The sequence below is a fragment of the Streptomyces sp. NPDC006261 genome (assembly GCF_040613515.1).
Lineage (GTDB): Bacteria > Actinomycetota > Actinomycetes > Streptomycetales > Streptomycetaceae > Streptomyces.
In genome coordinates this window covers 145155-169804 of record NZ_JBEXSI010000009.1, presented here as the reverse complement: position 1 = coordinate 169804, position 24650 = coordinate 145155, and the positions used below count along the sequence as shown (strand labels likewise).

The 24650-nt window shown below is 72.2% G+C and carries 19 protein-coding genes; 5 read left to right on the top strand and 14 right to left on the bottom strand.

Features of this window, described 5'->3' with window-relative positions:
* Positions 1-550: 550 nt before the first annotated feature.
* Positions 551-1558, bottom strand: a complete 1008-nt coding sequence (locus ABZ154_RS08265; protein WP_356830208.1) for a stage II sporulation protein M — start codon at positions 1556-1558, stop codon at positions 551-553.
* Positions 1559-1677: 119 nt separating this feature from the next.
* On the opposite strand from ABZ154_RS08265, the gene ABZ154_RS08260 reads away from it, so the two are divergent.
* Positions 1678-2631 carry an RDD family protein gene (locus ABZ154_RS08260; protein WP_356830206.1) on the top strand — a complete coding sequence of 318 codons (954 nt, stop codon included), beginning with the start codon at positions 1678-1680 and terminating at the stop codon, positions 2629-2631.
* Here the strand turns inward: ABZ154_RS08260 and ABZ154_RS08255 are convergent.
* The 8 genes from ABZ154_RS08255 to ABZ154_RS08220 form a co-directional block, all read right to left on the bottom strand.
* Complete coding sequence (locus ABZ154_RS08255) at positions 2628-3257, bottom strand: hypothetical protein (RefSeq protein WP_356830204.1); 630 nt, start codon at positions 3255-3257, stop codon at positions 2628-2630. The genes ABZ154_RS08260 and ABZ154_RS08255 overlap by 4 nt on opposite strands.
* A gap of 207 nt (positions 3258-3464) precedes the next feature.
* Positions 3465-4922 (bottom strand): adenosylhomocysteinase, encoded by a 1458-nt coding sequence (gene ahcY / locus ABZ154_RS08250; RefSeq protein WP_356830202.1) that lies wholly within the window; start codon positions 4920-4922, stop codon positions 3465-3467.
* A 274-nt stretch (positions 4923-5196) separates the two neighbouring features.
* The gene (locus tag ABZ154_RS08245; protein ID WP_356830200.1) at positions 5197-6219 is read right to left on the bottom strand and encodes a cation diffusion facilitator family transporter; all 1023 of its coding nucleotides are present in this window, start codon (positions 6217-6219) and stop codon (positions 5197-5199) included.
* An 87-nt stretch (positions 6220-6306) separates the two neighbouring features.
* Positions 6307-7503 (bottom strand): mannose-6-phosphate isomerase, class I, encoded by a 1197-nt coding sequence (gene manA / locus ABZ154_RS08240; protein ID WP_356830198.1) that lies wholly within the window; start codon positions 7501-7503, stop codon positions 6307-6309.
* 196 nt (positions 7504-7699) lie between these two features.
* Positions 7700-8833 carry an SIS domain-containing protein gene (locus ABZ154_RS08235; RefSeq protein WP_356830196.1) on the bottom strand — a complete coding sequence of 378 codons (1134 nt, stop codon included), beginning with the start codon at positions 8831-8833 and terminating at the stop codon, positions 7700-7702.
* A 162-nt stretch (positions 8834-8995) separates the two neighbouring features.
* The gene (locus ABZ154_RS08230; protein ID WP_356168503.1) at positions 8996-9178 is read right to left on the bottom strand and encodes a Trm112 family protein; all 183 of its coding nucleotides are present in this window, start codon (positions 9176-9178) and stop codon (positions 8996-8998) included.
* A 660-nt stretch (positions 9179-9838) separates the two neighbouring features.
* Positions 9839-11206, bottom strand: coding sequence for a phosphomannomutase/phosphoglucomutase (locus tag ABZ154_RS08225; RefSeq protein WP_356830194.1), 1368 nt, complete (start codon positions 11204-11206; stop codon positions 9839-9841).
* Positions 11207-11273: 67 nt separating this feature from the next.
* On the bottom strand, positions 11274-11651 hold the full coding sequence (locus ABZ154_RS08220; RefSeq protein ID WP_356830192.1) for a DUF3499 domain-containing protein: 378 nt from the start codon (positions 11649-11651) through the stop codon (positions 11274-11276).
* 442 nt (positions 11652-12093) lie between these two features.
* Here ABZ154_RS08220 and ABZ154_RS08215 point away from each other — a divergent pair, with 442 nt between their 5' ends.
* Positions 12094-12453, top strand: a complete 360-nt coding sequence (locus ABZ154_RS08215) for a metallopeptidase family protein (RefSeq protein ID WP_356830190.1) — start codon at positions 12094-12096, stop codon at positions 12451-12453.
* 55 nt (positions 12454-12508) lie between these two features.
* Here the strand turns inward: ABZ154_RS08215 and ABZ154_RS08210 are convergent, their stop codons facing one another.
* The 3 genes from ABZ154_RS08210 to ABZ154_RS08200 form a co-directional block, all read right to left on the bottom strand.
* On the bottom strand, positions 12509-14071 hold the full coding sequence (locus ABZ154_RS08210; protein ID WP_356830188.1) for a DUF5719 family protein: 1563 nt from the start codon (positions 14069-14071) through the stop codon (positions 12509-12511).
* Positions 14068-17997 (bottom strand): glycosyltransferase, encoded by a 3930-nt coding sequence (locus ABZ154_RS08205; protein ID WP_356830186.1) that lies wholly within the window; start codon positions 17995-17997, stop codon positions 14068-14070. The genes ABZ154_RS08210 and ABZ154_RS08205 overlap by 4 nt, the downstream gene beginning before the upstream one ends.
* Positions 17998-18381: 384 nt before the next feature.
* Positions 18382-18645: a WhiB family transcriptional regulator gene (locus ABZ154_RS08200; protein WP_014046372.1), complete on the bottom strand. Its 264-nt coding sequence runs from the start codon at positions 18643-18645 to the stop codon at positions 18382-18384.
* A gap of 682 nt (positions 18646-19327) precedes the next feature.
* Here ABZ154_RS08200 and ABZ154_RS08195 point away from each other — a divergent pair.
* From ABZ154_RS08195 to ABZ154_RS08185, 3 genes are read left to right on the top strand one after another with little or no spacing between them, the layout of a single operon-like run.
* Complete coding sequence (locus tag ABZ154_RS08195) at positions 19328-19867, top strand: cysteine dioxygenase family protein (RefSeq protein WP_356830184.1); 540 nt, start codon at positions 19328-19330, stop codon at positions 19865-19867.
* 13 nt (positions 19868-19880) lie between these two features.
* Positions 19881-20837 (top strand): 2-phospho-L-lactate transferase, encoded by a 957-nt coding sequence (gene cofD / locus ABZ154_RS08190; protein ID WP_356830182.1) that lies wholly within the window; start codon positions 19881-19883, stop codon positions 20835-20837.
* A complete protein-coding gene (locus ABZ154_RS08185; RefSeq protein WP_356830180.1) occupies positions 20834-22168 on the top strand; it encodes a coenzyme F420-0:L-glutamate ligase in 1335 nt (444 codons plus the stop codon). The genes cofD and ABZ154_RS08185 overlap by 4 nt, the downstream gene beginning before the upstream one ends.
* A gap of 282 nt (positions 22169-22450) precedes the next feature.
* Here the strand turns inward: ABZ154_RS08185 and ABZ154_RS08180 are convergent, their stop codons facing one another.
* Both ABZ154_RS08180 and ABZ154_RS08175 read right to left on the bottom strand, forming a co-directional pair.
* On the bottom strand, positions 22451-23440 hold the full coding sequence (locus ABZ154_RS08180) for a DNA-3-methyladenine glycosylase 2 family protein (protein WP_356830178.1): 990 nt from the start codon (positions 23438-23440) through the stop codon (positions 22451-22453).
* A gap of 64 nt (positions 23441-23504) precedes the next feature.
* A complete protein-coding gene (locus ABZ154_RS08175) occupies positions 23505-24596 on the bottom strand; it encodes an NDP-sugar synthase (RefSeq protein WP_356830176.1) in 1092 nt (363 codons plus the stop codon).
* Between the last annotated feature and the right edge of the window lie 54 nt (positions 24597-24650).

The following is a 24650-nucleotide window of genomic DNA, read 5'->3' as shown; positions in this document are numbered from 1 at the left end:
AAGCAGGCCGGGGTATCAACATATCTGGCGTTGACTTTTGGCACGCTGTTGAGTTCTCAAGGAACGGACGCTTCCTTCGGTCCCGTTTCACCGGGGCCCTCCGGGCGCTTCCCTTCGTTCTTGCGTTTCCGACTCTATCAGACTCTTTCGTGTCCGATTCCCGGTCGAAGCGGGGTGCTTTCGAGGTTCTTCGCTTTCGCGTTTTCCCTTTCCGGCGGTTCCGACTTTACCAGACTCTTTTCCGTTCCGTTTCCGGTCCGAATTTGAATTCCGGTGGCCTGTGGAGTGGCCTTGCCTTTCGGCGGATCCGACTTTATCAGAAGAACACCGACTGAATGAACAGCCTGCGACTCAACACAAAGGGAATCATTTGGCTCTGCGGGATATTCCGAACTTCCCGGCACGAGCGAGATAGACACTATGCGCTTCACTCGAACTTGTCTAGTCCGAGGCAACCGTTTAAATCTACCTCCCCACATCTGCCGTGTCAACGGTTCTTGTGGGCGAAGAGGAGACTAGCAGCTCAGCGGGGGCGAACGCACACCGGTGGTCAGGCGGCGGAGGGAAGCTCGGCGCTGCGTTCGACCGCTGTGAGGTCGCCGGTGTCGCCGGCTCGCACAGCGCGGCGGCCCAGGATGTAGACGTACGCGAGAAAGGCCAGTTCAGCGGCGATGCCGATGGTGATCCGGGCCCAGGTCGGAAGGCCTGAGGGGGTCACGAAGCCTTCGATGAGGCCGGAGACGAACAGCACCAGGGCCAGGCCGATGGCCATGCCCAGTGCGGCGCGGCCTTGCTGGGCGAGGGCGGTTCGGCGTGAGAGGGGGCCGGGGTCGATCACCGTCCAGCCCAGGCGGAGCCCCGTACCGGCGGCGACGAACACCGCGGTCAGTTCGAGGAGGCCGTGCGGAAGGACCAGGCCGAGGAAGACGTCCAGGCGGCCTGCGGAGGACATCAGGCCGATGCCGACTCCGAGGTTGAGCATGTTGAGGAAGAGGATCCAGACCACCGGTATGCAGAGGAACGCGCCCAGGACCAGGCACATCGCGGCGGCCTGGGCGTTGTTCGTCCATACCTGCGCGGCGAAGGACGCGGCCGGGTGGCTGGAGTAGTAGGTCTCGTACTCCCCGCCCGGCCGGGTCATGGCGCGGAGGTCCTCCGGGGCGGCTATCGCCGCCTGGACCTCGGGGTGGGTACCGATCCACCAGCCCAGGAGCGCGGCCACCACCGTGGACAGCACCGCGGTGGGGACCCACCAGTGACGCGAGCGGTAGACCGCGGCGGGGAATCCCGTCGTGAGAAAGCGGGCCGCGTCGTGCCAGGAGGCCTTGCGGGTGCCCGTGACCGTCGCCCGGGCGCGGGCCACGAGCTGGGTCAGGCGGGTGGTGAGGATCGGGTCGGGGGTGGTCGACCGGAGCAGGGAGAGATGGGTGGCCGTGCGCTGGTAGAGGACGACGAGCTCGTCCGCCTCCGCGCCCGTCAGACGGCGCCCTCGGCGCAGGAGGTGGTCGAGGCGGTCCCACTCCGTGCGGTGGGCGGTGACGAAGACGTCGAGGTCCATGGGCGGCTGCTGCTCCAGGCATGGGTGCGTACGGGGCCGTACTACTGCGGCGCGCTGCAGGTCAGCTTGGCAGACTGGGGCCGACCGGGGCAGTGAAGGTCGGGAAGAGTGGGGGCGCGATGAGCGAGCTGGTGACCGGGGACGCCGTTGTCCTGGATCTGAGGCCGGCGAGGCTGCCGAGCCGGGCTCTGGCTGCGGCGATCGACCTGGCGGTGGTCTCCTGCGTCTTCGTGCTGGTCTCGGTCGTGGTGGGGATCGCCTCCGTGACCTTGGACGAGGCGGCCGTCGCCGCCGTCGGGGTCGCCTTGTTCCTGCTGGTGCTGATCGGGGGGCCGATCGCAGTGGAGACGCTGAGCCACGGCCGTTCCCTCGGGAAGCTGGCCTGCGGGCTGCGCGTGGTGCGGGACGACGGCGGGCCGATCCGGTTCCGGCACGCGCTCGTGCGGGGGGCGATGGGGGCCGTGGAGATCCTGATGACGTTCGGGGTCGTGGCCGCGATCGCGTCGCTGGTGTCGGCACGGGGGCGCCGGCTCGGTGATGTCTTCGCGGGGACGCTGGTCGTCCGGGAACGGGTGGCGGTCAAGCGATCGGTCGCCGTGCCGCCGCCTCCGCCGTGGCTGGTCGGCCGGTTCTCGCAACTGGATCTGTCCGCCGTGCCGGACGAACTCTGGCTCGCGGTACGGCAGTACCTCACCCGGATGCACCAGCTGGATCCCGGCGTCGGCCGGTCGATGGCTGTGCGGTTGGCCGACGAGTTGGTGACGCGGACAGGGATCGCTCCGCCGCAGGGAATCCCGGCTGCCGCGTTCCTGGCCGCGGTGGTTCATGAGCGGCAGGCGCGTGATGCCCGCCGGGTGTTCGCGGGAGCGCCGGGCGCGTCCTTTGCTGCACCGGCGCCTGCGGGCAGGGTGGCGGGGTCTACGGGCGGGACGGCCGGGCCTGCTGGGTCTGCCGGGTCCGTGGGATCTGCTGCGCCTGCCGGGCTTGTTGCACCTGCCCGTGTTGCTGGTCCTGGCGCGGAGGAGCAGAAGGGCGCGGGGGACTCCTCGGCGGGGTTCGCTCCGCCCGGTTAGTCGGAGGGCCCGGATGCTCGGGGGGACGGCGGGGTCTCCAGGTGCTCCAGCTCGATGCCCGGTGCAGCGAGGACGACGTCCCCGGCCATGTGAACGGTGTGCCGATCACCGGTGTCCAGGGCGCTGACCTGGTATTCGTCCACGATCAGGGGGCCGTTGTCAGTGGCGTGCGCTTCACTGTTCACCAGAGCCCAGGACTGGTCGTCGGTGCGCGGCGCGAGGACCGGGTCCGTGAAGGTGACCACGCGGACGCGGGTCTCGGGGGAATCGGAGGTGAGGCGCAGGAGTCGGGTCAGGGCGACGAGGAACGCCGGGGATGTTCCGGAGAAGGCGTGGGCTCGGACGTTGCCTTCGGTGGCGTGCGTGCCGGTCGGGTCGGTACGGACCCAGGTGACGCCTTCCAGGGCGGCTCCCCGTACCTGCCAGCTCGCGGAGTGGAGTTCGAGACGGATCGGCCGGCCGAGTTCGTCCAGGGCCAGGTCGACGGAGCCCAGGTGGTCGCCCGAGGGGGACGTGGTCTGGGAGACGTAGCGCCAGCCGGAGGGGCCTGGGGCGCAGTGGAAGTGTTCTTCGCCGAGGGGGGTGTGATCGTGGAGATCGTGGAGCGAATACCTGCCGCGGGGCATGGGGTCCTTCGGGTTCCTCGGGCTGTGCGGGGGCGGTAGCCAGGGCCGGTGACGGGACAAGCCCCCGACACGGGGGTGCGGGGGCCTGTCTCGTCACTGCCGGCCCCTGGCTGCTGCCGCTTGCGCTACGTGCTGCTGCTGAGGCCTGGTGCCGTGCGGCGGCCAGGGGGGATGGTGCCGGTCTCCCTGGCCGCCGACGGTGCCGGATCAGTAGCGGTAGTGGTCGGGCTTGTACGGGCCGTCGACCTCGACACCGATGTACGCCGCCTGCTCGGGGCGGAGCGTCGTGAGCCGGACTCCGAGGGCATCGAGGTGGAGGCGGGCGACCTTCTCGTCCAGGTGCTTGGGCAGCACGTAGACGTCGGTCGGGTACTCCTCGGGCTTCGTGAAGAGCTCGATCTGCGCGAGGGTCTGGTCGGCGAAGCTGTTGGACATCACGAACGACGGGTGGCCGGTCGCGTTGCCGAGGTTCAGCAGGCGGCCCTCGGAGAGCACGATGAGGACCTTGCCGTCGGGGAACTTCCAGGTGTGGACCTGGGGCTTGACCTCGTCCTTGACGATGCCGTCGATGGCGGCCAGGCCGGCCATGTCGATCTCGTTGTCGAAGTGGCCGATGTTCCCGACGATGGCCTGGTGCTTCATCTTGGCCATGTCCGAGGCCATGATGATGTCCTTGTTGCCCGTCGTGGTGATGAAGATGTCGGCCTGCTCCACCACGTCGTCGAGGGTGGCGACCTGGTAGCCGTCCATCGCCGCCTGCAGCGCACAGATCGGGTCGATCTCCGTGATGATCACGCGGGCGCCCTGGCCGCGGAGGGACTCCGCGCAGCCCTTGCCCACGTCGCCGTAGCCGCAGACGACGGCGGTCTTGCCGCCGATCAGGACGTCGGTCGCGCGGTTGATGCCGTCGATCAGGGAGTGGCGGCAGCCGTACTTGTTGTCGAACTTCGACTTGGTGACAGCGTCGTTCACATTGATCGCGGGGAACAGGAGGGTGCCGTCACGGTGCATCTCGTAGAGGCGGTGGACACCGGTGGTGGTCTCCTCCGTCACGCCGCGGATCTCGGACGCCAGCTGGGTCCACTTCTGCGGAGACTCGCCGAGGGTGCGGTTCAGCAGGGTGAGGATGTGGGCGTACTCCTCGCTGTCCGCCGTCGACGGGTCCGGGGCCGCGCCAGCCTTCTCGAACTCGACGCCCTTGTGGACGAGGAGGGTGGCGTCGCCACCGTCGTCCAGGATCATGTTCGGACCACCGGTGGGGGTGTTCGGCCAGGTCAGCGCCTGCTCCGTGCACCACCAGTACTCCTCCAGCGTCTCGCCCTTCCAGGCGAACACCGGGACGCCCGCGGGGGCCTCCGGGGTGCCGTTCGGGCCGACGGCGATGGCCGCGGCGGCGTGGTCCTGGGTGGAGAAGATGTTGCAGGAGGCCCAGCGGACCTCGGCACCGAGGGCCACGAGGGTCTCGATGAGCACGGCCGTCTGCACGGTCATGTGCAGCGAGCCGGTGACCCGCGCACCGGCCAGCGGCTGGGTGGCGGCGTACTCCTTGCGGATCGACATCAGGCCGGGCATCTCGTGCTCGGCGAGAGTGATCTCCTTGCGGCCGAAGGCGGCGAGGGAAAGGTCGGCGACCTTGAAGTCCTGGCGGTTGGTGACCGTCGTCATAACGGGGCTGCTCCTCGTGATGGGTCGAGGCGGGCTGTCTGGGCTGACTCTGCGGCGACGGACACACGAATGCCCGAGCGCGTTCGCAGTGCAGTCCGTCGGAGGCCCTCTGTCCCTCGCCCGGCTCGCGTCCGCGGACCGGTCGACCGCCATCAGCAGCGACGTCTGTTCCGTATCCGAATCTACACCGAACGGCCCAGTGACCCCCAGCCCGTTCGGTGAACCGGGCGTGTGTGAGGGGTCACCGGACTGATCGGGACCGGTGTGCGGTGGGTCAGTGGCCGAGATCCTTCGAGGTCCCGGGATCCGTCGGGGCCGGGGTATCGGGACCCGTCGGGGCTGGGGTGCCGGGCGTCTGGCCGGGGTTGGCGCCGGTCGCTGCGGCTTGCGCGTTGAAGATGTCCGGCTCCAGGTAGATGACCCGCGCGATCGGGACGGCCTCGCGGATCCGGTTCTCGGCGGCGTTGATCGCGTCGGCGATCTCGACCGCGGTGTCGTCGTGCTGGACCGCGATCTTCGCGGCGACCAGCAGTTCCTCGGGGCCGAGGTGGAGGGTGCGCATGTGGATGATGCCGGTGACGACGTCGCCGTCCACCACGGCCGCCTTGATCTTCTCGACCTCTTCGAGGCCGGCCGACTCACCGAGCAGCAGAGACTTCGTCTCGGCGGCCAGGATGATCGCGATGACGATCAGCAGGATGCCGATGCAGAGGGTGCCGATGCCGTCCCAGACGCCGTTGCCGGTGGCGAGGGCGAGGCCGACGCCTCCGAGGGCGAGGATCAGGCCGACGAGGGCGCCGAGGTCCTCCAGGAGGACGACCGGGAGTTCAGGGGCCTTGGAGCGGCGGACGAACTCGGTCCAGGAGCGGTCGCCGCGCGTCTGGTTCGACTCCTTGATCGCCATACGGAAGGAGAAGATCTCGGCGATGATCGCGAAGACCAGGACTCCGACCGGCCAGTACCAGGCCGTGATCTCGTGCGGGTCCTTGATCTTCTCGTAGCCCTCGTAGACCGCGAACATGCCACCGACCGAGAAGAGGACGATGGAGACGAGGAAGGCGTAGATGTAGCGCTCGCGCCCGTAGCCGAACGGGTGCTGCGGAGTGGCCTCGCGTTTGGCCTTCTTGCCGCCGAGCAGCAGAAGGCCCTGATTGCCCGAGTCGGCGAGCGAGTGGACGCTCTCCGCGAGCATCGACGAGGAACCACTGAAGAGGAACGCTACGAATTTGGCCACGGCGATCGAGAGGTTGGCGACAAGTGCCGCCACGATCGCCTTGGTTCCGCCGGACGCGCTCATGAGTGCGTGGTGTCCCTTCCTCGGTGTGCGGCGGGTGCTGCCGCGCTACGGCGGCACATTGTTGCAGCCACGGGGAGGGGCGGTGGATCAGGGCGCCACCGTGGCACGGAAGAGTGTGCCCGATCCGGCTGCTTCCACCGCCTCGGTGGCCGGTACGTAGACGGACTGCCCGGGGGCCAGGTCCAGTTCGCCGACTCGGACCGCGCCCGCGGTGCAGAGCAGGATCTGGGGTGTGGGGGCGGTCAGGTCGGCCGGTGCGGCCCCGGAGGCGAGGGTGTAGCGGGACAGGGCGAACTCGTCGACGGGGGTCTCGTACCGCTCTTCGCCGGAGGGTGACGCCTCGGGGCGCAGTACGCCGGGTTCGGTGGCCTCGAAGCGGACGATGCGCAGGAGTTCGGGGACGTCGATGTGCTTGGCGGTGAGGCCGCAGCGCAGCACGTTGTCCGAGTTCGCCATGATCTCGACGCCGAGGCCGTCGAGGTAGGCGTGCGGGACGCCGGCGCCGAGGAACAGGGCCTCGCCGGGCTGCAGCTGGACGTAGTTCAGCAGCATCGCCGCGAGGACGCCGGGGTCGCCGGGGTAGTTGTGGGCGATGCGGGCGTACGGGGCGTGGGCGCCGCCGAGGCGTTCCGCGGCGGTCGCCGCCTCGGCCACGGTGCCGGCCATCTCCGCCGGGTCGGCGCCGAGGATCGCCGTGAGCACCTCGCGGAGGGCGGCCTCCTCGGGGTGGGCGCGCAGGAGGTCCACGTACGGCTTCAGGGAGTCGACGCCGAGGGCCTCCATGGCGTCCGCCGCCTCGGTGGGCCTGCGGAAGCCGCAGAGCCCGTCGAAGGGGGAGAGGGCGCAGATGAGTTCGGGCTTGTGGTTGGCGTCCTTGTAGGTGCGGTGGGGGGCGTCGATCGGGACGCCCCGGGCCTCCTCGTCCGCGTATCCCTTGCGGGCCTGGTCCAGGTCGGGGTGGACCTGGAGGGAGAGGGGGGCGCCGGCCGCGAGCAGCTTGAGGAGGAAGGGGAGGCGGGGGCCGAACCTGGCGACGGTGGCGGCGCCGAGTTCCCCTTCGGGGTCGGCGGCGATGACGTCGGTGAGGGGCAGCTCTGTCTGCGCGGTGGCGGTCGTTGCCACTGTCGTTGTCGTGGGGCGGACTATGCGTGATGGGGCTCCGGGGTGCGCGCCCATCCACATCTCGGCCTGCGGTTCACCGGTGGGGGCGGTGCCGAGCAGGGCGGGGATGGCGGTGGTTGAGCCCCATGCGTAGGGGCGCACGGTGTTGGACAGCCGGTCCATGGAGTCGTCCTCGGGGTCGTGCGGGGGCGGGGAGCAGGGGGAGGGCGGTGCGCGGTGGGGTTGGGCCGTGGTCGGTGGGGCGAGGGGGTGGCGTGGTGGAGCCGTGCGGCGCGGTGGGGCCGTGCGGTGCCGTGCGGCGCGGTGGGCCCGTGCGGTGCCGTGCGGCGCGGTGGGCCCGTGCGGTGGCGCGCCTGTGTCAGGTGGGGGTTGCGGCCAGCGAGAGGTACACCGCTGCGAAGTCCGTGATCGCGAGCAGTTCGGCCAGGGTCTCCAGCTCGCTGCCCTCGTCCGGTTCCAGCTCGCTGACCGGGGTGTCGTGGCCGAGCGCCAGTTCCCTGGCCGCCGGGTAGGCGCTGAGGCCGCCCGTGGGGCGGTCCCGGAGGAGGACGACTCTGGCTCGCAAGGTCTCGCCCTCGTCCACCCGGTCCCGGAAGAAGTCGTCCGGGTCCGCGCCGGCCGCGAAGTCCCCCGCGAGCAGGGTGCCGTGCGAGGGCAGCGCCTCGGGGAGTTCCGCGGCGAGGGCGGGGCGGCCCGCGAGCTCGGACAGTATGGCGGCGAAGCGGCGGCCGACCGGGCCCGCTGCCTCACCCTCCGTCCACAGCAGCGGCAGGCTGTCGGCGAGCTCGGCGGCGAGTGTCTTGGCCGGGTTGCTGTACGTGGCGATGGCCGGGCCGCAGCGCTCCGCGGTGCGGTCCAGGCGGTCGGCCACCTTCTGCAGCTCCTCGGCGGGGGCGGTAACCAGTCCCACCCGGTCGAGCAGGGCCAGCAGCGGGGTGAGCAGCGCCCACAGGGTGCCGGGGCCGGCGGCCGAGGTCTCCGCGTCGTACTCGCCGTGGGGGGCGGCCGCCATCGGTGCCACCAGGCCGTGCACGCCGTCCACCGCTTCGCGCAGCGGGGAGCGGGTGGGGGCGACGGCGACCACGGTGCAGCCTCGGCGGTACGCCTGCTCGGCGAGGAGGGCGAGGCCCGGCTCCGAGCCGTCGGCGGTCGCGATGAGGAGGAGGTCCACGGAACCGGCCCAGCCGGGCAGGGTCCAGCGCAGGGCGCCCGGGGCGGGGGCGACGCCCGTGGGGTTGATCCGGGCCACGGGGGCGGCTGCGCCCGCCAGTGCGCCGATCAGGTCGGCGACGCCGGATGCGGCGGTGCCGGGACCGGCGACGAGGACGGCGCGGGGGCGGCCCTCCGGGTTCAGGCCGCCGATGCCGGCCTCGGCGGCGTGCCGGGCGGCGGTGCGGACCCGGGCGCCTGCCTCGGCTGCGCCGCGGAGCAGGTCGCGGCGGTCAGCCCTGGCCAGGGCTTCCGGGGCATCGAGCAAGGACTCGTCCAGCATGGCGGTGGGCCTCCGATCACCGGGTGGGGTGCGGGATGCGGGTGCGGGGTGGTGGCGGGGTGTGCCGGGGGTACGGGGGTGGGGTGCGGGGCCCTGTTCGGGGGTGCGCCCTGTCCGTCCGGGTCGGCGTGCCGCGGTTGCCCGTACGCGCTTCGCTCGCGGTCAGGCGGGGCGGCGGGCCTCGTCGACGAGGAGGACCGGGATGCCGTCCCGGACCGGGTAGGCCAGGCCGCAGTCGGCGCCGGTGCAGAGCAGCTCCGGGCTGTCGGCCGCGGTGCGGTCGTCGAGCGGGGAGTGGCAGGCCGGGCAGGCCAGGATCTCCAGGAGGCCGGCTTCGAGCGGCATGGGGTGGGTCCCTTCGAGCGGTGCGAGTTCTGATTCACGTGGATCAGGCGTCGTCAGCCTACCGCTGGGGGGACGGGGGCGCGGCCCGGCCGGGGTGGGGGGACCGGGGATGGGGCGGCGGGGCGGGGGGCGGGGGGCCGGGGGTGGGGTTGGCTGGGAGGGGTGCGGGCCGGGAGGGTGCGGGCCGGAAGGGGTGCGGCTGCGGATGGGGCGCCTGCGGCGGGCTGCTCCCCTACCCGCCCCTTCCCGAAACCGGGGCTGCGCCCCGGGCCCCCGTTGTCCTCAAGCGCCGGACGGGCTGAGGGGGCGGGGCTCCGCCCCGGACCCCGCTCCTCAAACGCCGGAGGGGCTGAGACAGCGAACCCCGGAAGGGCTGGGTGGCTGGTCCCACCAAGGCTGAGGCGGCCGGGCCCGGGAGGGCTGAGGCGGCCGGCGCCACCCGGCCTGGCTGGGGTGGCTGATCCGACCAAGGCTGGGATGGCCGGCCCCGCCCTGGCTGGGGTGGCTGGTCCCACCAAGGCTGGGAGGAGCCGACCGCGGGTGGCCTGGGGTGGCCTGCCCCGAGAGGCTCGAGGTCTCCCCCGGCCTGGCCGGGGTGGCCGGCCCCCGACTCGCCGCGGTAACCGGCCTCCGCCGGCTGGGGCCGCCGGGGCAGCTCGCTCAGGGCCTGATCAGGCTCAGTACCTCGTCCCGTACCGCCGTCATCGTCCGCTCGTCCCTCGCCTCCACATTCAGGCGCAGCAGGGGTTCCGTGTTCGAGGCGCGGAGGTTGAACCACCAGTCCGTGGACGTGACCGTCAGGCCGTCCAGGGTGTCGAAGGTGATGTCGTCGCGGGTGCTGTAGGCGGACCTGATGGCGGTCAGGCTGGCTTCCTGGTCGGCGACCGTGGAGTTGATCTCGCCGGAACCGGCGTAGCGGTCGTAGGCGGCCACCAGCTCCGAGAGGGGGGCGGTCTGGCCGCCCAGGGCGGCCAGGACGTGGAGGGCGGCGAGCATGCCCGTGTCGGCGTTCCAGAAGTCGCGGAAGTAGTAGTGCGCCGAGTGTTCGCCGCCGAAGATCGCGCCGTGCTCGGCCATCTCCGTCTTGATGAAGGAGTGGCCGACCCGGGTGCGGACCGGTGTGCCGCCGTTCTCGCGGACCACCTCGGGGACCGACCAGGAGGTGATCAGGTTGTGGATGACCGTGCCCTCGCCGCCGTTGCGGGCCAGTTCGCGGGCGGCGACCAGGGCCGTGATCGCGGAGGGGGAGACGCCGGCGCCCCGTTCGTCGACGACGAAGCAACGGTCCGCGTCGCCGTCGAAGGCGAGGCCGAGGTCGGCGCCCTCGGCGAGGACACGGGCCTGGAGGTCGACGATGTTCTTCGGGTCGAGGGGGTTGGCCTCGTGGTTGGGAAACGTGCCGTCGAGCTCGAAGTAGAGGGGGACCAGGTCGAGGGGGAGGCCCTTGAAGACCGTGGGGACCGTGTGGCCTCCCATGCCGTTGCCCGCGTCGACCACGACCTTCAGGGGGCGGATCGCCTTGAGGTCGACCAGGGCCAGGAGGTGGGCCGCGTAATCCGTGAGGGTGTCGCGTTCCGTGATCGTGCCGGGGGTGGGGGACGCGGAGGGCTGCGGGGCGCCTTCCGACCACTCCTCCACCAGCGTACGGATCTCCTTCAGGCCCGTGTCCTGCCCTACCGGGGCCGCTCCCGCCCGGCACATCTTGATGCCGTTGTACTGCGCGGGGTTGTGCGAGGCCGTGAACATCGCGCCCGGGAGGTGCAACGCCCCCGAGGCGTAGTACAGCTGGTCCGTCGAGCAGAGGCCGATGAGCGTGACGTCCGCGCCCCGGGCCGCCGCGCCCCGGGCGAAGGCGCCGGACAGCGCCGGCGACGTGGGGCGCATGTCGTGGCCGATCACGATCGCGTCGGCTGCCGTGACCTGGACGAACGCGGCTCCGAACAGCTCGGCCAGCGACTCGTCCCACTGGTCGGGCACCACGCCACGTACGTCGTACGCCTTCACGAGCTGCGACAGATCAGCAACCACGGCCGGTCCTCCTGGTGTTTACGGAGGGTCCAAACTACCCGGCCGGGTGGTTCCTCAAGAGGTGGCCTCAGGAGTCCGGGGAGCGCAGCACTCTCAGGTGGCCTCGGCGGGCGACCTCCACCGGGTCTGCGGCTCGGGGGCCCCTGCCTCCGCCGTCCGGCCCGCGGTCGTTCGGCCGGGCCGCTTCCCGTACCGCGTTGGCCAGGGCTTCGAGGTCGTCACCGCTGGGGTGCGCGGGTGCTGAGCCGTCGGAGAGGCGCACCACCTCCCAGCCGCGTGGCGCGGTCAGCCGCTCACTGTGCTCGGCGCAGAGGTCGTAGCAGTGGGGCTCGGCGTAGGTGGCGAGCGGGCCGAGGACCGCAGTCGAGTCGGCATAGACGTACGTCAGTGTCGCGACGGCAGGGCGGCCGCACGCGGTGCGCGAACAGCGACGTACAGGGCTCACGATGTTGGACGGTACCGCACTCTTGAGCGGGCTGCGACGACTCTCCCCCGGCTCACCCCGCCGTGTCGCCCTGTGGTCCTCGACCCGCTCCGCCTCCAGCGGCCCTCCTGACCTGCGTCGCGGCGGGCGCCTGGTGCTGGGCCGGTGGCCCCGACGGGCGCGCGCCGGGGCCGATACCTGCGTTCCGCTCACCGGCGATGATCGGATCAGGGGCCTGAAAACGGCTCAACCTTGGCCTGAATGTCCAACTCGGGACAGGTGGCCCACACCGGCGCGGGACGACCGGAATGTTCCGGCCGGGGGGAAACGGTCGCGGGCCGTGTCCTCGACATGATCGGGCCGTGCCGGGGAGCGTTACGCTGCGTCGGTGATGGACAGCTCCGTACCTTCCCCCCACCCGTTCGAGCCGCGGCCGCGGCGCCGTGACCGACATGGCCGCGGTATGCGGGGTCCGGTCGCGCCACCCCAGGTGCCGCTGTCGGCCAGCCGGGGCGAGGTCTTCCGCGATCTGGTCCAGGACTCGGTGGAGCGGCTGGAGCGGCGCTGGCCCCAGCTGGCCGAGGTGGACTTCGTCGTCATGGACGTGCCCACCGATCTGGAGGAGAGCGTTCCGCTCGGCGGCGCCGTACCGGCGGCCAAGGGCCGGCCCGCGCAGATCGTCGTCTACCGGCGGCCCGTCGAGATCCGCACCAAGAGCCGCGACGAGCGTGCCCTCCTGGTCCACGAGGTCGTCGTGGAGCAGGTCGCCGAGCTGTTGGGGCTGGCCCCGGAGTCCGTCGATCCGCGGTACGGACAGGACTGAGCCCCTCCCGTACCGGCGCCTGTGCCCGGGCCCGTGCCCGTCGGGCCCGTGCCGCTCAGTCGTCCAGTACCGACAGGTCCTGCCGCGCCGACGGCACCACCACCGTGCCGCCGTCGTCCGGCAGCGTCTGCACCGTGAACATCTGGACGCCGCCCTCCGGGAGGACCAGCGCCCGTGACGCGTGGACCGGGCCGCCCGACACCGTCTCCACGGTCAGCGCGTACGCGCCCTTGAATCCGGCCGGGGGCTTCGGGGTGACGGCCATCGTCGTACCGGCCTTGACCGTGTACGTCTCGACGGCCGCTTCGCCGCCCCCGCTCCCCGCCGACGTGGTCACCTTCACCTCGGCCGTGGCACCGGGTGCGGTCAGGGAGAGCGTGGAGCCCTTGGCCCGGTTGTCGGTGACGCTCGCCCGGGCGCCCACCGGGCCGGTGGCCGGGATGTAGGCGTACTCCTGCTTGGCGCCGGTGCCCCGGACCACCTGCAGGGCGGCGACGATGGGGGTCGCCCGGTTCTTCTCCACGGGGCTGAGGCGCAGGGAGCCCGGTTCGCCCCGGGTGATGTCCTTCAGGTCGACCGTCGCGGTCATCCCGGACTTGATGTGGAGGGTGTCGTTCCCCGCCGGGGCGAACGTCGTGTTCTGCCCCATCAGCTGGATCTTCACATCCGCGTCGTTCTCGCCGGGCGCGAATGCCACCAGCTGTACGGAGGTGGCGTCGGACGGGATGCCGGGCATCACCAGCGTGCCGGAGGGGTCCGCCGCCGCTGTGAGCCAGTCGGTGCCCGAGCCGTCGTCGGCGGTCAGGAGGACCGCTCCGACCCGGCCGGAGCGCGTGGTGACGTGGGCTGTCAGGTCGTTGACGGCCTCGTCGGTGAGGGTGGAGAGCAGGAGCGCGACGCTGGAGCGGGCAGGCACGGTGATGCCGTCGCCGACCTCGGAGGTGACCGCGCCCTTGGCGCCGTACAGCTCGATGTCGGCCACGGCCGCGCTGTCGTCGGGGTTCGTGAGGTGGAGGTAGTCCTGGCGGGAGCGCGCGGTGCTCGCGCCCGGGAACCAGAAGTCGGTGTCCGGGGCGGTGCAGCTGACCCCGAGGAGTCCCCGGGCGCCGCCCGCGGTGACCGTGGTCGTCTGCTGGGCTGCCCAGCCGGGGGCGAGCGTGCCGGTGGCCGTGCCGACGAGGGCCGGGGCGTCCGAACCGTTCGCCTCGGCGAGGACCGGCTTCCCGGGCTCCTTCACGGCGAGGACCGGCTTGTCGGCCTTCGCCCGTGCCTTCTTCGCCGCCTCCTCGATCTTCTTGGCCTTCTTGGGGTCCGTCTCGGCCTCGTCGTCGAGGACCGGCAGGGCCGGCTTCAGCTCGGCGCTGTCCTTCGCGCCCTCGCCCTTGCCGGTCTCCTTGCCCGTCTCTTGGCCGGACGGGGTGAACGAGGTGTACGTCGTCTCCGCGAGGTCGGAGGTGCTGGGCGCCGGGCAGACCAGACTGGAGCGTTCGACCGGCAGCGAGGACGCGGTCGCGGTCTCTTCGGCGGCCGGGCCCTCGGGTGCGTTGAGCGAGGCGAAGCCGGTGATGGCGGCCAGGGCGACGGTGCCCGCGATGAGGGACAGGTGGGTGGACTTCACTCGGACTCGCCTCGCGATGCGTTACGGGTCTGCCAGGGGGCCTGGCCCGGGGTGTCGGGGTCCTCGCCGTTCTCGGCGGGGCGCTGGGCGGGATCGGCGTACGGGGGCTGCTCCCCGGTGTACTGCCCGTACTGGTCGTACTGGCTGTACTGGTCGTACTGATCGGGGCTGCCGTACTGGTCGGAGCCGCCGTACTGGTCGGGGCTGCCGTACTGGTCGGGGCTGCCGTACTGGCCGCTGCCGTCGCCCTGCTCGCCGCCGTACTGCTGCTGCGGCTGCTGTTGCCGTCCGTACGGGTCCTGGTAGCCGGAGCCGGCGGAGTAGCCGGTGTCCTGCTGGGTGTACGGGTCCTGCTGGTACGCGGCGTAGTCCGACTGCCGGTAGGAGGTGGCGGCAGCCTGCTCGTCGGCGCCCTGGTACTGGGTGCCGTCCCACTCCCCGGGGCTCTGCTGCGGGAGCGCCGCGTAGCCGCCTGTGGTGTCCTGCTGGTCGTAGCCGCCACTCTCCGGGAACGGGCCGGCGCTCTGCTGGTCGGGGATGTACTCCCCCGCACCGGCTGTCCCTACGGGTGCCGAGGGCGGCGGGGGCGGGATCTCGCCGGTTCCGTCGGCCGGATGGCCGTCCCCGTCGGTCTCGGCCGCTGCCGCCTCCGCCTCGGCCGCCGCGCGGAGCCTGCGGGCCCGGCGGCCGTCGCCGTCGGCCGCGTCGGCGGGGACGGCGAGCGCCTCCTCGGGCAGGTCGTCGTCGATCTCCCGGCGGCGGCCCGGCAGGGCCATGACCACCAGGACCACGGCGAGCGCGCCCTGCGCCCAGAGCCAGACGGTGTGGGTGAAGGGGGCGTCGTAGGTGAGGTCGAGGCGGCCGCCGCCCGCGGGCAGTTCGAAGCCCTGGGCCCAGCCGTCGACGGTCACCCGGGTCAGCGCCCGGCCGTCGACCGTGGCCTGCCAGCCGGGTGCGGCCTCGTCGGCGATCCGCAGGATGCGGCCCTCGTCGCCCGCCGGGATCTCGGAGTGGGCCTCCACGGGCCCGGAGCCGACCGGAAGGCGCTCGCCCTCACCGCCTGCCGGGACCACCATGACCCGGGCGACCTGCCGGTCCACCCGCCACAGGGCGCTGCCGTCCAGCTGGCTGAGGCGGCTGATGCCGGGAGTCGTGTCGAGGACGCGGCTCATCTGGCGCGGTGCTCCGTCGCGTACGAGGACGTACCGGATGGCGAAGTTGCCGAGCTGGCCGCCCTGGTCGGCGCCGGAGCCCGCGACCAGGTTGGCGACGACCTTGTCGAGGTGGCTGTTGGAGCCCGCCGCCTCGGTCAGCTCGCCGTCGCCGAGGCGGGCGCCGGAGCCGCGGACCAGGCTGTACGAGACGGACCCGGGCGAGGTTCCGCCCAGGACCAGGGTGCGCGCCTGGTCCTGGGTCGAGCTCTCCTCGGCCACGAACGCAGGCACCTGGACGGGGTCGCGGCGCTCCAGGGGGCCGTCGGCGCCGCCGATCATCCAGCCGAGGGCGGCGAGCGCCGGGGCGAGTCCGGCGGCCAGGGCGATCAGGACCGCGACGGGCTGCCGCCAGCCGAAGCTCTGCTCGGCGACCCGGACCCGGGCACCGTCCGCACCGACGAGCGCGGCGGCGATCAGGGCGGCGCCGTAGACGAGGGTGGCGGGTCCGGCCCAGGTCGAGCCGTTGGCGAGCGCCGCGAAGAGCAGGCCGGTGAGCGCGGTGGCCCAGGCGGCCCGGACGGCGAACTGCCGCTCGCCGCGCAGCAGGGCGGCGAGCGCCGCCAGCACGATGCCGAGCAGCAGGATGCCGCCCGCCGCTTTGGGGCCGCCGGGGCTGATCCCGAGCAGGTCGAGCGCCGAAGCCGTGCCCGTACCGACGTCCAGGCCCGCTTCGCGCAGGAACGCGGACGGGTCGGTGAGGAGCGTGAGCGACCAGGGGGCCAGCGCCAGCATCGGGGTGCCGACGGCGGCGAGGAAGCGGAGCCCGTACGCCGCGATGTCGCGGCGGCGCAGCGCCAGCACGCCGAGGCCGAGCACCACGGCGAGCGGCCAGACGACCGGGGTGAACGCGGTCGTGACCGTGAGGAGTAGGGCGTACGCCCAGGTCGCGCGCCAGCTGCCGCGCGGCGCGTCCGGGTCGGTGCCGTCGCGGAACCCGTGGGCGGCGACGGCCGCGCGGGCGATCAACGGCAGCAGGACGAGCAGGACGGCGGTCCCGAGGCGGCCGGTGGCCAGGGCGCCGGTCGCGGCGGGCAGGAAGGCGTACGCGACGCTCGCCCAGGCCCGCAGCAGCCGCGACGGGAGCAGCGGCCGGGAGGCGAAGTACGCGGTGAGCCCGGCCAGGGGGACCGAGCAGACCAGCAGTACGGCGACGGCGAAGCCGGTGGAGCCGAGGAAGAGGGCCGACAGGGCGGCGAGGAGCGCGAGGTAGGGCGGCGCGGCCTCGGTGGAGCCGGTGGAGATCGTGTGCCAGGCGTCCGCGTACCGGCTCCAGAGCTCGCCGGCCTCCGCGGGGGCGGGCAGCAGGGCGCCGCCCGCGAGGGAGCCGCCGGTGAGCAGGTTGCGGCAGGCGATGAGGGAGACCACGAGCAGCAGCGCGAAGAGGACCGGGCCCGGCTTGCGGCCGATTCTCTTGAGCCGCGCGAACTGGTCGACCTCCAGGAAGTCGGCGTCGTCGCCGCCGGGGCCGGACTCGACGGCCCCGTGTCGCGAACCGCTCGACTCGGCCTCGCCCTTGCTGCCGAGGTTGCCCGCGATCTGTTCGACGGTGGCGCGGACGGTTGCGCCCGGCGGCGGGAAGAGGGCGCGCAGTTCGGCCGCGTCGACCACGCTCTTTCCGCGGTCGCGGCGGGCGGCCAGGATGCGGCCGGGCCGCAGCAGGGTTCCCAGGAGGCCGGTGACCTCGTCGAGTGCCTGGCCCGGGACCTTGCCGACGAGGTAGGCGAGGGTACGGAGGAGGGTGCCGACGACGAGCCGGAGCAGGACCCAGGGAAGGGCCTTGCCGCGCGCGTTGACGAGCATCGTGTAGGCCGCGCCGGCCTTGTCGACGCGGTGCGGGCCGGCGACCGAGCGGCCGGCGCAGTCGATGGGGCGGCGCTCGCGGGCGGATGCCTCGGCGTGGCGCAGGACGGCGTCGGGGGCGACGAGGACCCGGTGGCCGGCGAGGTGGGCCCGCCAGCACAGGTCCACGTCGTCGCGCATCAGCGGGAGGCTGCGGTCGAAGCCGCCGAGCTCCTCGTAGACGTCGCGGCGGATGAGCATGCCGGCGGAGGAGACGGAGAGGACGGTGCGGACCTGGTCGTGCTGGCCCTGGTCCTGCTCGCGGCGGTCCAGGCCGGTCCAGCGGCGGCCGCTGTTGGCGATGGAGACGCCGACCTCGAGGAGCTGCTTGCGGTCGTACCAGCCGCGGAGCTTGGGCCCGACGATGGCGGCGTGCCGGTCTGTGTCGACGACGCGCAGCATCTCGGCGAGCGCGTCCGGCTCGGGTGCGCAGTCGTCATGGAGCAGCCAGAGCCACTGGACCGGTTCGCCGTGCGGCAGCTCCGGCAGGTCGTAGTTCTCGTCGACCCAGGCCCGGGTGACCGGGTCCCAGCCGCCGGGGCGCTTGAGGTAGGGCAGGTCGTCGGGGGTCAGCGCCCCGGCGGTGCGGACCGCCTCGTCGACGGCCGTGCCGAAGCTCGTACGGCGGGCGAGGTGCAGGACGCGGTCGCCGCCGAGCGCCTCCGTGACCAGCCGGGCGGAGTCGTCGGCGCTGCCGGTGTCGGCGGCGACGGCGTTCTGTACGGGGCGTTCCTGCCCCAGCAGCCCGGCCAGCACGTCGGGCAGCCAGCGCGCGCCGTCGTGGGAGACGAGCACGGCGGTGACGACGTGCCGGGGGAACTCTGGGGCGGCGGCGGCCGCGTTCGGCGCCGCCGAGTGGCTGTGCACGGACATCGAGGTACGGGCCCTCCGGCCGGGTCCGGGGGCGTATCCCCGGGGGCTGCATCGGTGTACACGCGCGCCCCGGCGGGGCGTTGGCGCATCTCGGACGGGGCCCCACACTAACGGTACGGATCCGTCGGGGTGGTCCGGAGCGGGTGAACGCCCCTGGGGCGCGGGGGGCGCGTACATGCCGACGGCCCGTCGCCCGCTCCCCGGGGATGGGGGCGTTGGGCGACGGGCCGTCGGTCGTGGTCCTGGGGAGCCCTGCTCGGGAAAGGGCTGCCGGGGCCGGGCGGAGCGGTGGGAACGGATGAGATGCCTGCATCACGGCCGTCTTGAGGCGGCCGGACCGCAGCCCTTTCCAGGTGCCTGGACCGCAGCCCTCCGTGAGGGTGGCTAGATCGCTGCCTTCTTTAGGCGCCGTCGTTCACGTTCGGAAAGTCCGCCCCAGATGCCGAAGCGTTCGTCGTTGGCCAGCGCGTACTCGAGGCACTCCGACCGCACCTCGCAGGCGAGACAGACCTTCTTGGCCTCGCGGGTGGATCCGCCCTTTTCGGGAAAGAAGGACTCGGGATCGGTCTGGGCGCACAGTGCGCGCTCCTGCCAGCCGAGTTCCTCGTCCGCGTCCTCGACCAGCAGTTGCTGGAACAGCTCGGTCATGTGCGCCCCTCGTCTGTCTCTTGCGTCCCGTGATGCGGCCGTTACTGGTTGCGGCCGAACAACACGAGTGAAATTACAAGTGTGTATCTCCAAGCCAGTCAAGCGAGGATCTGCTATTGGCCCAGGGATTCACTCTGCGGAACCAAGCGTATGCGTTAAGTGTTCAAATCACCAAAAACCTGACATATGCCACAGACTTCACTCCATCACGCCTTCCCTCGGTCAAGACGATCAGGGGTCCCCTTGCGTTGCGATTCGATCACTGTAGCGATCAAGATCACAGTCAGGTCACGACCCCTCGGTCGTGTTTAGAGGTGCGGGTGATGCGCCATGTCTCCGCCCTTGGCAGTGAGCAAACCTTTCTCCTCACGCGACAACCGGAAGGGGTGAAACATCGCTCGCATATCGAGCATCGGGTTGACAGGGAGCGATTCAGCCGGTCTCCTTGATCTCATGTCAGCGATCGCAGCGATGCACGTCACCCACGTCCGTGGGTTCCGTAGCGCTGTCCAGGCTCGCTGTTGCTGTTCCAGCTGTCACAGCTGTTGATGCCTTAGTGCTCCAGCTCTGATCCAGCCTTCTTTCCGTTCTCCCGGATCCCCCCGCAGCTCTTCCGTGGCTGCGACGCTCCACGCGACTCCCCCGCACGCGCATCCCCCATGCCGAGGAATCACCGCATCCCATGAACAGCGACAGCGACCTTCAGATCGCCGGCGACATCCTTGAGGTCCAGCACCTCCTGCAGCCCGCCCGCGAGCATCCCTCCACCGTCTCCGAGTTCGTCGGACTCGCCCGCTCCATCGCGGCCGACCGCGCACGCTGGGCCGGACTCGTCCGGTACGACGCCACGACCCGTTGGTACCACCGGCTCCAGACCGGTCCCCAGGCTCCCGGCTCCACTCGAACGGGAAAGGCCCCGCCCGGTTACGAGGTGTGGCTGCTCAGCTGGGTCCCCGGACAGGGCAGCGGACGCCACGACCACGGCCGCTCCTCCGGGGTACTGACGGTCCTGGAAGGCGAGTTGACCGAGCACACCGAGCGCGGGAGCCGGGCTCTCGGCACCGGTGCGCAGCGCGCCTTCGCCTCCGGGTACGTCCACGAAGTGGTCAACGACTCGCTCGAACCGGCCGTCAGTCTGCACATCTACCACCCGGGTCTGACCGAGATGCCGATGCACGCCGCGCAATGCGCCCCGACGGCCGTGGATGTCGTACCCGCCTGACAAACTGCTGTGCATGCGCATTGTTGTTCTGGCCGGTGGTATCGGTGGTGCTCGTTTTCTGCGTGGCCTCAAGCAGGCCGCGCCCGACGCGGACATCACGGTCATCGGCAACACGGGTGATGACATCCATCTGTTCGGGCTGAAGGTCTGCCCCGACCTCGACACCGTGATGTACACCCTCGGCGGTGGCATCGACGAGGAGCAGGGCTGGGGGCGGACCGACGAGACCTTCCAGGTCAAGGAGGAGCTCGCGGCGTACGGGGTGGGGCCCGGGTGGTTCGGTCTCGGCGACCGCGACTTCGCGACCCACATCGTCCGTACGCAGATGCTCGGCGCGGGCTATCCGCTCAGTGCGGTCACCGAGGCGCTCTGCGCCCGCTGGCAGCCCGGGGTGCGGCTGCTGCCCATGTCCGACGACCGGGTCGAGACGCACGTCGCCGTCGAGATGGACGGTGAGAGCAAGGCCATCCACTTCCAGGAGTACTGGGTGAAGCTGCGCGCCTCCGTCGAGGCGCAGGCGATCGTGCCGGTCGGGGCGGAGCAGGCCAAGCCGGCGCCGGGCGTGCTCGAGGCCATCGGCTCCGCCGACGTCATCGTCTTCCCGCCGTCGAACCCGGTGGTCTCCATCGGCACCATCCTCGCCGTGCCCGGGATCCGGGAGGCCATCGCCGAGGCCGGGGTGCCGGTCGTCGGCCTCTCCCCCATCGTCGGGGACGCCCCCGTGCGGGGAATGGCGGACAAGGTGCTCGCGGCCGTGGGCGTCGAGTCGACGGCGGCCGCTGTGGCCCAGCACTACGGGTCGGGGCTGCTGGACGGGTGGCTGGTCGACACGGTGGACGCCGGTGCGGTCGGCGAGGTCGAGGCGGCGGGCATCCGCTGCCGGGCGGTGCCGCTGATGATGACGGACGTGGACGCGACCGCGGAGATGGCCCGACAGGCGCTGGAGCTGGCCGGAGAGGTGCGGGCGTGAGCGCGGACCCCGAGGCCGGTGGCGGGTCCGCGCCTTCCTTCCGCGTGTGGGCCCTGGACGGGATGCCCGAGGTGCGCGCCGGCGACGATCTCGCCAAGTTGATCGCCGGGGCCGAACCGGGGCTGGTCGACGGTGACGTCCTGCTCGTCACCTCGAAGATCGTCTCCAAGGCCGAGGGCCGGATCATCCAGGCCGCCGACCGCGAGGCCGCCATCGACGCCGAGACCGTACGGGTCGTGGCGCGGCGCGGTGCCCTGCGGATCGTGGAGAACCGGCAGGGTCTCGTCATGGCCGCCGCCGGGGTCGACGCCTCGAACACTCCGGCCGGGACCGTGCTCCTGCTGCCCGAGGACCCCGACGCCTCCGCCAGGGCCGTCCGGGACGGGCTGCGGGACACCCTCGGCGTCGAGGTCGGCGTCGTCGTCACGGACACCTTCGGGCGGCCCTGGCGCAACGGTCTGACCGATGTCGCGATCGGGGCGGCGGGGGTGCGCGTGCTGGACGATCTGCGCGGCGGGACGGACGCGTACGGCAATCCGCTCAGCGCCACGGTCGTGGCGACGGCGGACGAGCTGGCCGCCGCCGGGGACCTGGTCAAGGGCAAGGCGGCGGGGCTGCCGGTGGCTGTGGTGCGGGGGTTGCCTCATGTGGTGTCCCCTGACTCCGTGGGCGACTCCGGTGCGCGGGCGCTGGTGCGCGGTGCGGCCGACGACATGTTCCGGCTCGGGACGTCGGAGGCCGTGCGCGAGGCGGTGACCCAGCGGCGTACGGTGCGCGAGTTCAGCGACGAGCCGGTGGATCCGGGGTCCGTGCGGCGGGCGGTGGCGGCGGCGGTGACGGCACCCGCGCCTCATCACACGACGCCCTGGCGGTTCGTGCTGCTGGAGTCCGCCGAGTCGCGGACGCGGCTGCTGGACGCGATGCGGGACGCCTGGATCGCGGATCTGCGGCGTGACGGGAAGAGCGAGGAGTCGATCGCGAAGCGCGTGCGGCGCGGGGATGTGCTGCGCAACGCGCCGTATCTGGCGGTGCCGTGCCTGGTGATGGACGGCTCCCACGCGTACGGGGACGAGCGGCGGGACACGGCGGAGCGCGAGATGTTCGTGGTCGCGGCCGGGGCGGGGGTGCAGAACTTCCTGGTGGCGCTGGCCGGTGAGCGGTTGGGGTCGGCGTGGGTGTCCTCGACGATGTTCTGCCGAGAGGTGGTGCGGGAGGTGCTGTCGCTGCCGGACTCTTGGGATCCGTTGGGGGCGGTGGCTGTGGGGCATGCGGTGGGGGTGGCCCGGGAGCGGGCTGTCCGGGATGCGGAGGACTTTCTCACCGTGCGGTGAGGTGGGGGGGGCGCGGGGGCCCGGGTGCGGGGTGCGAGGTGCGGCCGCTGCGCGGGGCGTGTCCCCTACCCGCCCCTTCCCGAAACCGGGGCTCTGGCCCGGGCCCGCCTGTGTCCTCAGGCGCCGGAGGGGCTGGGGTTTCGTAGCTCCGCCCCGGACCCGCTGCTCAGGCGCCGGACGGGCTGGGGTTTCGTGGCTCCGCCCCGGACGCGCTGCTCAGGCGCCGGACGGGCTGAAAATGGGCGGAGGGGCTGGGAAGAGCAAGGGCTGCGATCGGCAGCCCTACAGCGCCGCGATGTTTCGCGGTGTCATCCTCGGGCCCCGGCGCTCCGGGATGCGGCCCGACAGCAGGATCAGGCGCGCCGCCCGGTGGCGCTGGCCCTCGTACGGGGTCAGCAGGGTCAGCATCTCCTCGTCGTCCGCGTGGCGGTTGTCCGCCAGGGCGTGGCCCACGATGCCGGGGAGGTGGTAGTCGCCCACCGTCACCGCGTCCGGGGCGCCGTTGGAGCGCTGGAGGGTTTCGGCGGAGGTCCAGGGGCCGATGCCGGGGATCAGTTCCAGGCGGGCCGTGGCCTCGGGGAGGGGCATCGAGGACGCCTCCTCCAGCCTGCGGGCCACCCGTACCGCCCGCAGGATCGTGGCGGAGCGCTTGGTGTCGACGCCCGCCTTGTGCCACTCCCAGGACGGGATCATCCCCCAGGTCCGCGCGTCCGGCATGACGTGGAGGCCCAGCTCGGCCGTGGGGCCGGGGGCGGGGGTGCCGTAGCGGCGGACCAGGAGGCGCCAGGCGCGGTACGCCTCGTCCGTGGTGACCTTCTGCTCCAGGATCGAGGGGATCAGCGACTCCATCACCAGGCCCGTGCGGAGCAGCCGCAGGCCGGGGCGGCGGTGCCGGGCCACGGCGAGCAGGCGGTGGTGCGGGGTGAAGGCGTCCGGGTCGTCATCGGCGCCCAGGAGCGTGGGGAGGCCGGCCAGCAGCCACTCCGCGCCCGGGCCCCAGGCCCGCGCCCCGATCCGGTCGCCGCGCGCCGCCACCCGCAGGGTCCCGGGGCCCTCCGGCGTGCGGGTGGCCCGCCAGAACGTGCCGCCCGCCGTCATCCGGAACGTGGGGTCGGCCGGGCCCCTGCGCAGCGGGCTCAGCACCAGACGCAGGTCCAGCGGGCCCGGCGGGGTCCACTCCCGGGTCAGGAACGTCTCATCGCCCCGCGCCGTCGGCGCTGCCTGGTGCGGCAGCGCCGGGCGCGCGGTGCGGGGGGCGAATCGTCCTGCCACGGGTGGGGCCTCGGGGGTTCTGGGTGCTGAAGGTGTCTTCTTGAGGGTACGGGGCCGAGCCGCCCTACTGGTCCGACGAGAAGCGGATCGCGGCGTCCGGGAGGACCGCCCCGCACCAGATCCTGACCCCGTCGCGCAGTTCGTTGTCCGCGCCCACCCGGGCGCCGTCCCCGATCACCGCGCCGCTCAGCACCGTACGGCTGCCGATCCTCGCACCCGCCCCGATGAGCGAGTCGGTGACGACCGCGCCCGCCTCGACCACCGCTCCGGCCAGGACCGCCGAGCCGTCGATCCTCGCGCCCGCGCCGATCACCGCGTCGGCGCCGATCACCGTGCCACCGGTGAGCTTGGCGTCGGGGGCGACGGTGGCCGTCTCCAGGACCAGGCGGTCACCGCAGCGGCCCGGAACGGCCGGGGAGGGGGCGCGGCCCAGGACCAGGTCGGCGGAACCGCGTACGAAGGCCTGCGGGGTGCCGAGGTCCAGCCAGTACGTGGAGTCGACCATGCCCTGGAGGTGGGCTCCGGAGGCGAGCAGACCGGGGAAGGTCTCGCGCTCGACGGAGACCGGGCGGCCCTCGGGGATGGTGTCGATGACCGAGCGCCGGAAGATGTACGCCCCGGCGTTGATCTGGTCGGTGACGATCTCCTCGGGCGTCTGCGGCTTCTCCAGGAAGGCCGTGACCCGGCCCGTCGCGTCCGTCGGTACGAGACCGAAGGCGCGCGGGTCCTCCACCCGGGTCAGGTGGAGCGATACGTCCGCCCCGGAGTCGTTGTGCGAGGTGACCAGGGCCCGGATGTCGAGCCCGGTCAGGATGTCGCCGTTGAAGATCAGGACGGGCTCGTCCGGTCCGGAGGACAGCTTGGCCGCGACGTTGCGTATGGCGCCGCCGGTGCCGAGCGGCTCCTGCTCGGTGACGTACTCGATGTGCAGGCCGAGCGAGGAACCGTCGCCGAAGTACGGCTCGAAGACCTCGGCCAGGTAGGACGTGGCGAGCACGATGTGCTCGACCCCGGCCGCCCTGGCCCGCGCCAGCTGGTGGGTCAGGAAGGGGACCCCCGCCGCCGGGACCATCGGCTTCGGGGTGTGCACCGTGAGCGGGCGCAGCCGGGTGCCTTTGCCACCGACCAGGAGGATCGCTTCTTTTGCCTCTGTCACAGCACCGTCTCTGCTTCCTGCTGGGGCCTGGCCTGGGTATATGGCTGGCCAGTC